Source organism: Mesorhizobium sp. 01N446 (genome assembly GCF_056399285.1).
This window is the reverse complement of record NZ_JBFTRA010000004.1, coordinates 209342-221642: the sequence shown is the minus strand read 5'-3', so window position 1 is coordinate 221642 and position 12301 is coordinate 209342. Positions and strand designations below refer to the sequence as shown.

The 12301-nt window shown below is 64.3% G+C and carries 7 protein-coding genes; 4 read left to right on the top strand and 3 right to left on the bottom strand.

Annotated features, from left to right (window positions below; all coding sequences use genetic code 11):
- Window positions 1–79: 79 nt before the first annotated feature.
- Entirely contained in the window at window positions 80–6604 is a 6525-nt protein-coding gene (locus AC1DPX_RS18000) for a kinesin (protein WP_477238518.1), read from the bottom strand.
- Between the two features lie 271 nt (window positions 6605–6875).
- On the opposite strand from AC1DPX_RS18000, the gene AC1DPX_RS17995 reads away from it, so the two are divergent.
- The 3 genes from AC1DPX_RS17995 to AC1DPX_RS17985 all read left to right on the top strand — a co-directional run bounded on the left by AC1DPX_RS17995 (window position 6876) and on the right by AC1DPX_RS17985 (window position 8953).
- Window positions 6876–7244 carry an Hpt domain-containing protein gene (locus tag AC1DPX_RS17995; protein WP_202354236.1) on the top strand — a complete coding sequence of 123 codons (369 nt, stop codon included), beginning with the start codon at window positions 6876–6878 and terminating at the stop codon, window positions 7242–7244.
- Window positions 7245–7343: 99 nt separating this feature from the next.
- On the top strand, window positions 7344–7664 hold the full coding sequence (locus tag AC1DPX_RS17990; protein WP_202354237.1) for a 2Fe-2S iron-sulfur cluster-binding protein: 321 nt from the start codon (window positions 7344–7346) through the stop codon (window positions 7662–7664).
- Window positions 7665–7921: 257 nt separating this feature from the next.
- Window positions 7922–8953 (top strand): NAD(P)/FAD-dependent oxidoreductase, encoded by a 1032-nt coding sequence (locus AC1DPX_RS17985; protein WP_202354238.1) that lies wholly within the window; start codon window positions 7922–7924, stop codon window positions 8951–8953.
- Window positions 8954–8962: 9 nt separating this feature from the next.
- Here AC1DPX_RS17985 and AC1DPX_RS17980 read toward each other — a convergent pair whose 3' ends face one another.
- Window positions 8963–10444 (bottom strand): MDR family MFS transporter, encoded by a 1482-nt coding sequence (locus AC1DPX_RS17980; RefSeq protein WP_477238831.1) that lies wholly within the window; start codon window positions 10442–10444, stop codon window positions 8963–8965.
- Between the two features lie 227 nt (window positions 10445–10671).
- The gene (locus tag AC1DPX_RS17975; protein WP_477238516.1) at window positions 10672–11295 is read right to left on the bottom strand and encodes a DUF922 domain-containing Zn-dependent protease; all 624 of its coding nucleotides are present in this window, start codon (window positions 11293–11295) and stop codon (window positions 10672–10674) included.
- Window positions 11296–11395: 100 nt separating this feature from the next.
- Between AC1DPX_RS17975 and folP the strand changes: the two genes are divergently transcribed.
- Window positions 11396–12280 (top strand): dihydropteroate synthase, encoded by an 885-nt coding sequence (gene folP, locus AC1DPX_RS17970; protein ID WP_477238514.1) that lies wholly within the window; start codon window positions 11396–11398, stop codon window positions 12278–12280.
- Window positions 12281–12301 lie beyond the last annotated feature (21 nt).

Here is a 12301-nt window from a genome sequence, read left to right as displayed (position 1 = left end):
TAGCGGTGGCGACGATGTTTAGCGCGTGCCGAAGTTCGGAGACAAGCGGGGCCATGGCCCCGCTTGTTCAATTCTTGGCCTAGTGCAGGCGCCCGCTGGCGTGGGCCAGCATGGTGTAGACCTTGCCGGTATCCGACGTCAGGTAGGTCTGCGCCATGATGTTGTCGCGGTCGTTGCGCGAGACATCCTTGAGCAGCTTCTCGAAGTCGTCGCAGTAACGGTCGACGGCGGCGCGGAATTCGGCCTCGCCCTGATATTTGCGGCGGATTTCGTCGAACGTCTGCTGACCCTTGAGCGTGTAGAGCCGGCGCGTGAAGACGTCCCGTTCGCCGCGCCGATAGCGGTTCCACAACTCGATCGAAGCATCGTGGTCGATGGCCCGTGCGATGTCGACGGACAGCGAGTTCAGCGATTCCACGACATGCAGCGGCGAGCGCTGGGCAGGGGCCGCGCGCGGCGCTTCCGCCGGCGCCGAGGGTGGGGTTGCCGGCCTGAGGTCGGCATCGTTCGATGCAGCGGTCAGCAGGTCGCGCACCCAGCCGCCCTGCGGCGTGCGGGCGCCGGCGTCAGGACGCTGGCGCGGTGCCGCCTCGGCCGGACGCTCGAGATCGAGCGTGCCGCGCAGCGAGGCGCCGCCCAGCGGCGCCTGAGGCGTACGCAGCTCCGGCTGCGGAGCCGGCGCGCGACGCGGCGGCTCGGCGGGACGTGCTGCCGGCGTTTGCGGGGCCGGGCGCAGATTGCGTGGCTCCGAGGTGTCGCCACCGCCGCGACCGGACTTGGCGACGATGTCGGAAAGTTCCTTCAGGGCGTTGATCTGCTCGGAAACGGCGCGGCGGATGGCGGAGGTCGATTCCTTCGCCTCTTCCGGCATCTCGATGACGCCTTTCTTGAGCTCGGCGCGGGTGAGGTCGAGTTCGCTCTTGATAGAACCCGCGGTGCGCCGCATCTCCTCGGTCGCGTCGGCGAAGCGCTTGGTTGCCGAATCGACCACGTCGGTGATGGCGTTGCGGATCTTGTCGGCCGACTCCATCGTCTTGCCTTCGGCGTTCTGCAGCGTCTGGCCGACGAGGTTTTCGAACGAGCGCATGACCCTTTCGAGATCTTCTGACTTCTTGACCAGGCCGACGGCGAGGTCTTCGAGCGACGACTGTCTTTCGAGCGTGTGCTCGAGATTGCTCTGGGCCGAGCTCAACAGGTCCGAGGCGCTGGCCAGCAGGCGGCTGTGCTCATCGAACTTGGTGGCGATCGAGGCCACTTCGCGCAAGGTCGACGATGACAGTTCCGTCAGCCTTGTCGTGTTCGAATCGACCAGACGCGCCGAGCTGGCGAAGGTCTGCGCCGCCTTTTCGGTGGTGGCCGCGAAGCTCTGCGTGCTGCCGGTCAGGCGTTCGTCGACCTGGCCGAGATTGACCGCGGCCTGCTCGATCAGCTGACCGAGCTGCGAGCTGGACTTGGTCATGCGGCCGATGAGATCGGCAACGCTGTCGGACAGCGAAGAGCGGGCGCCTTCGACCGCCGACAAAGTCTCGGCGGTGCGGCTGGCGAGCGCGTTGACCAGGGCGGCATTTTCGCTGCGCAGCTTCTCGGTGGCGCGCTCGGTGACCTCTTCCATGCTCTTTTGCAGTTCCGAGCCGCCCTGGGCGAAGCGCTCGACCAGAGGCCGCGCGGTTTCGTCGAGGATCTTCGACATTTCGGCCGACCGCGCCGCGAGCATGGTGTTGAGTTCGCGGGTGTTGGCGCCGATCGTCTTGGCGGCATCGTTGGTGCTCTGGCCGATATGCTGGCCAACAGCGGTAAACGTCTCGGCGATCACATTGGCGCGCGAAACGAGCTGCGCCTCGGCGCTCGACACCTGCTCGTTGAGCCTCTGGCCCATCGTCTCGGTGGTGTAGGCGAGGCGGTTCTCGACGCTGGCGATCTGCTCCTCGACACGGGCGGCCGCGGCCGCCGCGCTCGACGCAAGGCGCTCGTCGGCGCCGGCAAGTGCCTGCTCGATTTCGCGGGCGTGCACGGCCAGTTCCTGGCCGGTCTGGCGCGCGCGGTCGGCGACCTTCTGCTCGGTGGTGGCGAAAGCCCCGACGATGGTCTGCGCGTGCTCGCCGATCGTCGACGAGCTGTCGGCGATGCGCGCGACCAGGCGCTGGTCGGCCTCGTCGAAGATGCGGCCGATTTCCGACGCGCGGTTGGACAGCGCGTCCGAGCCTTCGGCGATGCGCGAGACCAGTTGCTGGTCGGCGGCGTCGAAGATGCGGCCAAGGTCCGAGGCGCGGGCAGCGAGCGCCTCGGCGGATTCGCCGATGCGCACGCCGAGCCGCTGGTCGGCGCTCTCGAAGTTGCGCAGGATGTCGCCGGCGCGTGCGGCCAGCGACTGTGCGGTCTCGATGGCGCGTGCGACCAGTTTCTGGTCGGCCGCGTCGAACGTGCCGGCGATCTCGCCTGCACGAGCCGCCAGATGATCCGCGGTATCCTGGGCGCGGGCAGCGAGCTGCTCGGCCGTTTCCTGGGCACGGGCGGCGAGCTTCTGGTCCGCCAGCTCGAAGGTGCCGGCGATTTCGCCGGCTCGGGCGGCCAGCCGATCGGCGGTTTCGTGGGCACGCGCCAGCAGCGAGCTGGAGGTGTCGTCCGCACGAGCGAGCAAGGCGTTGGACGTATCTTCGGCTCGGGCGTGGAGGCGACGATCGGCTTCCTCGAAGGTGCGGGCAATGTCTTCGGCTCGCGCCAAAAGCGCTGCCGAGGTCTGTTCAGCGCGCTCGGCGATCTTGCGGTCGGCGTCGCTGAAGGCCGCACCGGCCTGCTCATGCAGCGTGCTGGTGACTTCCAGGACCTTGTCGCGCAAGGCGCCGGCAACGAAGACCGCGCTCTTCTCGAGCACGCTGCGAACGTTGTCGACGCCGGTCGTGAGCGCGCGCTCCATGGTTCCGGCGCGTTCCTCGATGATGCCGGTCTGACGGCTGAACGCCTGCTCGATCTTCTCCACATCGGCGGCGATCGCGGCCGAAATGTCGGTGCTCCTGGCGGCGATCTGGTCGATGTGGCCGGAGAGCGAGCGGTCGACCTCCTTGCGGGTCTCGGCGAGCTTGCCGAGATCGTCTTCCAGCGCGCGGCTCAGCATGTTGCGGCCTTCGGCCAGCTTGCCGACATGGCCGGCGATGACGCCGTCGATATCGCCGCGGCTTTCGCTCAGCATCTGCAGGTCGGCTTCGAGGGCGCGCTTGAGAATGTCGCGGCCTTCGGCCAGCTTCTCGACCTGGCCGGCAACCAGGCCGTCGATGCTCGAACGGCTCTCGGCCAGCTTGGCGAGATCGGCTTCGAGTGCGCGTTTGAGAACGTCGCGGCCTTCGGCCAGCTTCTCGACCTGGCCGGCGACCAGGCCGTCGATGCTCGAACGGCTTTCGGCCAGCTTGGCGAGATCATCCTCCAGCGCCCTCGACAGGGTCGAGCGCTCCTGGACAAGCCTGTCGGCGTGGCTGCTGACCAGGCCGCTGACGCTCTCGAGATCGGCTTCAAGGGCACGTGCGAACTGGGCGCGGTCATCGACGAGCTTCTGCGACTGGTCGGCAACGGTACTCCGGATTGCATTGAGGTCGGTTTCCAAAGCCCGTTTGAGGATATCCCGGCCTTCGGCAAGCTTCTCGACCTGGCCGGAAACCAGCCCGTCGATGCTCGACCGGCTCTCGGCGAGTTTGGCCAGATCGTCTTCCAACGCCCTGGACAGCGTCGACCGGTCTTGCACCAGCTTTTCGCCATGGGAATTGACGAGGCTGTTGACGCTTTCGAGATCGGCTTCCAGCGCCCGGGCGAATTGGGCGCGGTCGTCGACCAGCTTCTGCGACTGGTCGGCAACGGTGCTCTTAATGGTGTTGAGGTCGGCTTCGAGGGCGCGCTTGAGAATGTCGCGGCCTTCGGCCAGCTTCTCGACCTGACCGGCAACCAGGCCGTCGATGCTGGAGCGGCTTTCGGCGAGCTTTGCGAGGTCATCCTCGAGAGCCTTCGACAAGGTCGAACGATCCTGAACCAGCCTGTTCATATGGTCGGCGATGACGCTGTTCACATTCTGCAGGTCGGCTTCAAGGACCCGCGAAAGCTGTCCGCGATCCTCCGCCAGTCTTTCCGACTGGCTCGATATGACACCCTTGATTGTGTTGAGGTCCGATTCCAGCGCCCGCCTGAGAATGTCGCGGCCTTCGGCCAGCTTCTCGACCTGACCGGCGACGAGGCCGTCGATGCTCGAGCGGCTTTCGGCCAGCTTGGCAAGGTCGGCCTCGAGCGTCTGCGACAGCAGGCTGCGGTCGCTGGCAAGCCTTCCCGAGTGATCGTCGAGCAGTCCCCTGATGCCCGAGAGGTCGTCCTCGAGCGAACGACCGAGTTGGCTGCGGTCTTCCACGAGCTTTGCCGAATGCGCCTCGATGAGGCCCTTGATGCCGGCAATATCGTTTTCCAAGGCCTTGGCGAGCACCGCGCGGCCCTCGGCGATCTTCTCGACCTGGCCGGCGACCAGCCCGTCAATGCTGGCGCGGCTGTCGGACAATTTGCCGAGGTCGGCTTCCAGGGCGCGCGACAGGATGTTGCGGCCTTCGGCGAGTTTTCCAACATGGCCGGCGACCATTTCATCAATGATCGTACGGGCTTGCACGAGCTTTCCTGAGTCTTCGTTGAGAGCCAGCGAAAGCCGGTTGCGGCCTTCTTCCAGCCGTTCGAGATGGCTGCCAAGCGATGCGTCGATGGCGGCGCGCGATTCGTTGACCTTGCGCAGATCCTCTTCGAGGGCGCGCGCGATCAGGCTGCGGCCTTCGGCCAGCTTCTGCACCTGGTTGGTCACGGCGGCATCGATGCCGGCGCGGCCTTCGGCGAATTTCTCCAGGTCCGCCTGCATGGCGGCCGCCATGCGCTCGCGGCTTTCGGACAGCTTGCGGCTGTGGTTCTCGACGGCTTCCTCGATGCCGACGCGGGCGTCGGCAAGCCGCTGGATGTCGCTGTCGAAGGAACGCGAGACGACATGACGCGCCGCTTCCATGCGGCCGGCAAAGTCGCTGGCGCGGGCCTCCAGCATGCTCGATGTCGAGGTGACGATGTCGGCCATGTCGGCGCCGATCTGCGTCTTGCCCTGATCGATCATCGCAGCCAGCGTATCCTTGCTTTCGGCGAAGGTGTGGGCGATTTCGCGGGCGCGCTCGACCAGCGTCTCGTTGATCTGGCGGGCGCGGGCCTCGAGCGCGGCGTTGAGCTTCTGCGTGCCGGTGTCGAGTGCCTCGGCGCGGGTCTGGAACTCGCTGATCAGCGCCTGGCCGCGTTCGGCGAGCGTGCGCTCGATGCCGTTGAGGCTGGCTTCGAATTCCGAATTGAGAGTGCGCGCGGCGCCGCCAAGCAGCGACACCATGCCGGTCGTGCGATCGTCGAGCAGATCGGTCAGCGACCGGGTCAGACCGTCCGTCGTGTCCGTCAGCTTGGCAATGCGCGTGTCGAGAAGGCTGGCGAAGGCCTCGCCGGAGGTCGAAAGCCTGTCGGTGATGTTCTCGAGCCGGCCCTCCACCGAATCGAAGATCGACATCGAGCTTTCATTGATGCGATCGATGAGCGTGTCGCCGGAATTGGTGATCGTCATCGACAGCTTGGTCGATGCATTGAGGATCGAGTCGCGGATGATGTCGCTGGCGGCGCCGATTTCATCCTTGAGCGTCTCATGTGCACCGGCGATCGAGGCGCGGACGCGTTCGGCATGGGTGACGACCGCCTCGCGCTCGCTGCCGAGCCCGTCGACCAGCGAACGGATGCGGGTCTCGTTTTCCGAATAGGAGCGCTCGATCTGGTTGACTTCGCTGTGGACCAGCGTTTCCAGTTCGACGGCACGGGCCAGCGTGCGCTCGATGCCTTCGCCCATGGCCGCCACCTCGCGGCGAACGGCCTGGCCGATCATCATGACGCGATCCTGCGCCATGTTTTCAGGCTCGGTCAGGCGGAAAGCCACTTCCGTCATCGACTGGGCGGCAATGCGCATGTCCTGGGCGCGGCGAATCATGGCCGCGAAGGCCCAGAACAGGATGATCGGCACGATCGCCGCGACGGCGAGGCCAATCAGCTCGGGACGGGCAAGGAACTGGTCGAGGGTGCGAATCTTCCAGATGCTCGGTCCGAACAGCAGGTTGGCGAGCCCGCCGGCGCCCGCGATCCAGGCGAGCGAGACAAAGGCGACGATCCAGTAGACGGTGTTGGAGGCGCGCCGGTTGAGGCTGTGCAGGAGGGTCTTGTAATCCTTCTGGCGATCGTCATTGGCCGGCGCAAAGCCCGTGGGCTGCGTGCCATTGCCATTGCGTGTCTCCACAGGGCGCAGTTCAGCCGGCTTGGCCTTCGGCGCGGCATTCGCGGGCTGATTGGCAATGGGGGCGGCCTGATTGGCGGCGGGCGCCGGCTTCTGGTTGCGTCCCTCGCGGGCCAGCTCGTCGGCGGCCTGGGATATCTGCGCTTCCAGATCTTCCATCGAAGCCGCGATATCGAGATCGCCGCTGCCGATATCGCCGCTGAGGTCGAGATCGAGCGCTTTTTCCAGTTCCCTGGCCACGTCGCTGTCGAGATTTCTCGTCGTCGTCGTCGTTGGTTTCTTTGCCATGCCTTCGCTACCCTGTACTAGCTGCCGCGGGCTTATAATTGTCTTTGTCGTACCCCGCGCAGGAGGCTGAAAATGGACCCCTCGTATCGTAATGACACAGGGGGGTAAAGAAAACATGCATTCCGCGGGATACGTAAAACTTTAAATATAAGGTTAACGGAAGCGTGATTTGGGCGCCGCTTTCGCAACATTTTTCCGGGCCATCCATTAACCCGTTGTCCATTGGATTCGCCTAGTTTTTCAGGCGGCCGAAGAAACGGAGTTCGAGTTCATGCGTGGCGAAAGCGGCATTGCCTTTTCAATGCCCGGAGGCGACGTCTCGGGAACCAGGCAGTCCCGACCGGTCGATTTGGCACACCTTGCCCGGCAGACGATGGGCGACCGCGCCCTCGAGCAAGAGGTGCTGGCGCTGTTTGTACAGCAGGCGCTGTCGGTACGCGACAAAATAGTCGATGCCGATCTCAAGGACCGGCTTCTGCTGGCGCATGGGTTGAAGGGGTCGGCTCGCGGCGTCGGTGCCTTTGCCATCGCCGATTGTGCCACCGAGATCGAGCGGCAGCCGGATAACGCCCAGACCCTCAAGCGGCTCGGCAAACTGATCGACGAAGTGCGCGATTTCATCGCCGCCATCAATCGCTGACCCGGTTTGTGGAAAAACGTCACGGAGCGGCGCTTTCGCGCGGCAGTTGACTTGTCTGCCGGAGTGATTATCTCGGGCGAAACTCCCTTCAGGTGACAAATGACCAAGCTGACCTTCTTTGCCCATGACGGCACACAATTCGACGTGGACGCCGAAAACGGCTCGACGGTCATGGAAAACGCCATCCGCAACGCCGTGCCGGGGATCGAGGCGGAGTGCGGCGGCGCTTGCGCCTGCGCGACCTGCCACGTCTACGTCGACGAAGCCTGGACGGCGGAAGTCGGCGAGCCGGAGGCGATGGAAGAGGACATGCTGGACTTCGCCTACGACGTCCAACCGAACTCGCGGCTGTCCTGCCAGATCAAGGTGCGCGACGCGCTTGACGGCCTGGTCGTGCGGGTGCCCGAGCGCCAGGGCTAAGGCGTGTTGATATTCAGGTGATGCCGGCCTGCAAACGGCGGTTTCCTGCGCTTCCCCGTTCTACTGCGTCGCAGTAGAACTGAGCTCACGTACGAAAAGTACGCTCCGCTCCGGTTCTCGGAACCCACCGTTTTCGGCTCGGCCTGACCTGTATCTCAATACGCCTTCAGCCTACACTCCATTTCTTTTGACATTGGCTGCTTGGCAGCAGGTCACGGCTCATGCAGTCTCATCCCATTCCCATGGGGACACATCGCATGACCGAAGCAATCAAGACGGACGTTCTCATTGTCGGGGCAGGGCCTGTCGGCCTTTTCGCCGTGTTCGAACTCGGCCTGTTCGACATGAAATGCCACCTGATCGATATCCTCGACAAGCCCGGCGGCCAATGCGCGGAACTCTATCCGGAAAAGCCGATCTACGACATCCCCGGCTGGCCTTCGATTTCGGCGCAAGGGCTGGTCGACAAACTGCTCGAGCAGATTCATCCGTTCAAGCCTGACTTCACCTACAACCGCATGGTCTCCAGCCTCGAAAAGCTGGAGGACGGCACCTTTCGCGTCACCACCGACGAGAACGAGGTGTTCGAGGCCAAGGTGGTGGTGATCGCGGCCGGCGGCGGCTCGTTCCAGCCCAAACGCCCGCCGATCCCCGGCATCGAGCCCTATGAAGGCAAGAGTGTCTTCTATTCGGTGCGCCGGATGGAGGATTTTCGCGGCCACGACCTTGTCATCGTCGGCGGCGGCGACTCGGCGCTCGACTGGACGCTGAACCTGCAGCCGGTGGCGAAAAGCGTCACGCTGGTCCATCGGCGTCCCGAGTTCCGCGCGGCGCCCGACAGCGTCAACAAGATGTACGCCATGCAGGAGATGAAGCAGCTGGATTTCAAGGTTGGCCAGGTGACCGGGCTCACCGGCGCCGATGGCCAGCTGTCATCGGCCACCATCAAGGGCGGTCCGGACGGCGATATCGAAGTGCCGTGCACACGCATGCTGCCATTTTTCGGCCTGACCATGAAGCTCGGACCGATCGCGGAGTGGGGGCTCAATCTCCACGAAAACCTGATCCCGGTCGACACCGAGAAGTTCCAGACCTCGGTGCCCGGCATTTTCGCGGTCGGCGACATCAACTGGTATCCGGGCAAGCTGAAGCTGATCCTGTCGGGCTTCCACGAGGTGGCGCTGATGGCGCAGGCCGCCAAGCGTATCATCAGCCCCGGCGAACGGATCGTGTTCCAGTACACGACCTCGTCGACAAGCCTGCAGAAGAAGCTTGGCGTGGTGGAGTAAAGAGCGCTTCTATTCCGCGAGGACGGGCGCGGCCGCCTCGTCGCGGCCACGCAGTGGCTTTTCCGGCATCAGTATCATTGCGACAAGCCCCAGCATCAGCGTGATGCCGGCGGTGACGAAGATCATCACGAACGGCAACGCCGATGTCAGCTGAATATGCGTCTGCGAGCCCTCAGCGGAGAGGGGCAGGCCATAACCGAGCGCGACCGCGCCAAGCAAGGCGACGCCCAGCGCGCCCCCCAGCGTGCGCATGAAGGTCAGCACGCCGGTGGCAACCCCGAGATGGGTTCGATCGACGGCGTTCTGGACAGAGACGGTCGCGACCGGAAATGTCGTTCCGCCGCCCAGCCCGATCAAGGTGGTCAGGATCTCGACCTCGAGCAGCGAGGCGTGTCCGGCTATGGCACTGAGCACGCCGATGCTGACAATGGCCAAAGCGATACCGATCATGGCGATACGCTTGTAGTGCACGAAGCGGGGGATCAGGCGGCCGCTGGAAGCGGCACCGGCGACCGTGCCGAGCAAAAGGCCGAGCATGGCCATTCCCGATTCGCTGACGGAAAGCCCGATCACTGTTTGCAGATAGACCGGCAGGTAGACCGAGGCGCCGATATTGGCCGCCTGCAGCAGGAACATGGACAGCGCACCGGCGAGGACGATCGGGTTGCCCAGCACTTCGAGCGAAATCAACGGTTCGGCGGCCCTCAGCAGCCTCAATGCGAACAGCACCCAGAACACAGCCGAACCTGCCACCAGGCCGAGGATTTCGCGCGAAACCCAGGGATAGGTGCTGCCGCCCCAGTTGAGCGCCAGAAGCAGGAGTGCGGTGGCGATGACCAGAAGCACGGCGCCCAACCCGTCGATGCGGTGATGTTTGGCCGCGATCGGCAGTTTCTTCAGCGGCTTGTTGATGATCGCCATGGCCAGGAGCCCAAGCGGAATGTTGATCCAGAAGATCAGCGACCAATGCAGATGCTCGGCAAAGGTACCGCCCAGCAGCGGCCCGGCAATGCTGGCGACGGCCCAGGTGCCCGAGACCCAGGCCGCATAGCGTGCGCGTTCGCGCGGCGGCACGAGGTCGCCGATGACGGTTTGCGCCAGCGCAAACAGGCCGCCGCCGCCGGCACCCTGGATCGCGCGTCCGATCACCAGCACGAACATGTTGGGGGCCAGGGCACTGACCAGCGATCCGACGAGGAAGATGAGGATCGCGGCGTAAATGGTCGGTCGGCGGCCATAAACGTCGGAAATCTTGCCATAGAGCGGCGCCACGGCGGTGGCGGTCAGGAGATAGGCGGTGACCATCCAGGGCAGATATTCGGCGTGGCCGAGCGCTCGCGCGATGGTCGGCATGGCGGGTGCGATGATGGTCTGGTCGAGCGCCGCCAACAGCATGGACAGAAGAACGCCGCCGATGATGGCGTTCTTCTCGCTTTCGGTCAGCGGCGTGGCGGCAGCCGCCATGGTCTGCTTGTCGACAGCCTGGTCCATAGTCTTGTCCATTTGCCTTGCGCGATCCGGTCGACGATTGGGCTTGCCTGGTGCGTTCGCCGCGCGATCGGTCTTGGTGCTCGTGCCTTGAGGGTCGTGCCTTGCCAACCCGTGATATGTCGTTCCGTTTGGGCCGATTTCGACTGCCATTCGAGAGTTTTTCGAGGCTGGCACTATGCTTCGGCTGGGTTGGCTTGCATCGGCGCCATTGCTCGCGCCGACGAAATTCAGGCCGGCGGCGGGAGTCGGCCGTTCTCGATGCGCTGGATACGATAGCGCATGAGCCGCAGGATACGGCTTTCGAAATTGACGCTTTCGACGCGATCGAACTGCACCTGGGCGCGGTCGTGCCTGGCGAGAACGGCGGCGGTGATCTCGGCCGCCTTGGCCTTGGCCGTATCGCAATCCGCGCGCGGATAGGTTGCCTTCAGCGCGTTTTCCAGCTCGCGGCCATAGTTCTTGGCGATCTCGACATGGCGTTCTTCATGGCGCTCGATGTCGGCGGCCAGCGTGTCCCAGAACAGCTTCACATCGGGATCGGCCTTGCGCGGTCGGCGCCATTCCGGAAGGATTACCTTGACCTTGACCGTCACGGCCGCGTCGGCGATCCGGCAGGAGCCAGCCTGCCTGGCGTAGCTGATACGGGTGGTGAAGGCCATCTGGGTGGCGCCGGGGTGGCGCGAGCCCGTGCTTTTGACCTGCGGTCCACGTGTGGAGAGCTGCTTCTCGATGTCTTCGAGCGTGCTGCCGCCAATGGAAAAATAGCTGTATGTCTTGACGAGATTGGCCGCGCCCGCCGGGACGGCGGTCACGGCAAGCAGCAGCGCGCAAAGCAGGGATCGTTTCATCATATTGCCTCTTCAACCACCTTGCTTTACGGCCGTTGCCGGCGCAACGGAATTGATCCTTTGCGGATCAAACATCGTTGATGAGCCCCATGGTAGATGAGCAATGACGGCAAGGCGATGGCAGCTGGGGCATGGACGTCATCTCGACCTTGGCGGCAAGGCCGTGGTCGTCGGCATCCTCAACGTCACCCCTGACAGCTTTTCCGACGGTGGCCTGTTCGATGCGCCCGAAGCGGCGCTGGCCCAGGCGCGGCGCATGATCGGGGAAGGGGCAGGGATCATCGATGTCGGCGGAGAATCGACCCGGCCGGGTGCCGCCGCCATCTCGGCCAGCGAGGAGCAAGCGCGCGTGCTGCCGATAATCGAGGCCCTGGCGAGCGCTGGCGACTTGCTGATCTCGGTCGACACCTATCGTGCCGACACCGCGCGGCTGGCCGTGGCTGCCGGCGCCCATATCGTCAATGATGTCTGGGGCTTGCAGCGCGAGCCCGACATTGCGCGTGTCGCGGCCGAAACAGGGGCCGGGCTCATCATCATGCATACAGGGCGGGGTCGCGAGAAACTCCCCGACGTCATCGCCGACCAGGTGGCGTTCCTGGACAAGTCGCTGGAGATCGCCCGTCAAAACGGCATTGCGGACGATCGCATCGTGCTCGATCCCGGTTTCGGCTTCGCCAAGGAGACGGCTGAAGAAAATCTCGACCTGATGGCGCGGTTTTCCGAGCTCCATGCACTTGGCTTTCCACTGATGGCAGGCACTTCGCGAAAACGCTTCATCGGCACCGTTACCGGCCGCGATGCGGCCGATCGCGCCGTCGGGACGGCGGCGACCAGCGTCATTCTCAGGCTCAAGGGCGCGCATCTGTTTCGCGTCCATGATGTCGCAATCAACGTGGACGCGCTGGCCATGGCGGATGCTATGCTGGCTCGTGAAACCGCCGCATCGGCCCGAAAATCGGAATCGATTTTCGGAAAGCACGATGCGTAGATTCAAAAGTGTAGAGCGTAG

Bases quoted from the DNA above. Each gene is read 5' to 3' on its own strand.
- AC1DPX_RS17975 (WP_477238516.1), bottom strand. From the start codon at position 11,295: ATGATGAAACGATCCCTGCTTTGCGCGCTGCTGCTTGCCGTGACCGCC.
- AC1DPX_RS17990 (WP_202354237.1), top strand. From the start codon at position 7,344: ATGACCAAGCTGACCTTCTTTGCCCATGACGGCACACAATTCGACGTG.
- folP (WP_477238514.1), top strand. From the start codon at position 11,396: ATGACGGCAAGGCGATGGCAGCTGGGGCATGGACGTCATCTCGACCTT.
- AC1DPX_RS17985 (WP_202354238.1), top strand. From the start codon at position 7,922: ATGACCGAAGCAATCAAGACGGACGTTCTCATTGTCGGGGCAGGGCCT.
- AC1DPX_RS17980 (WP_477238831.1), bottom strand. From the start codon at position 10,444: ATGGACCAGGCTGTCGACAAGCAGACCATGGCGGCTGCCGCCACGCCG.
- AC1DPX_RS17995 (WP_202354236.1), top strand. From the start codon at position 6,876: ATGCGTGGCGAAAGCGGCATTGCCTTTTCAATGCCCGGAGGCGACGTC.
- AC1DPX_RS18000 (WP_477238518.1), bottom strand. From the start codon at position 6,604: ATGGCAAAGAAACCAACGACGACGACGACGAGAAATCTCGACAGCGAC.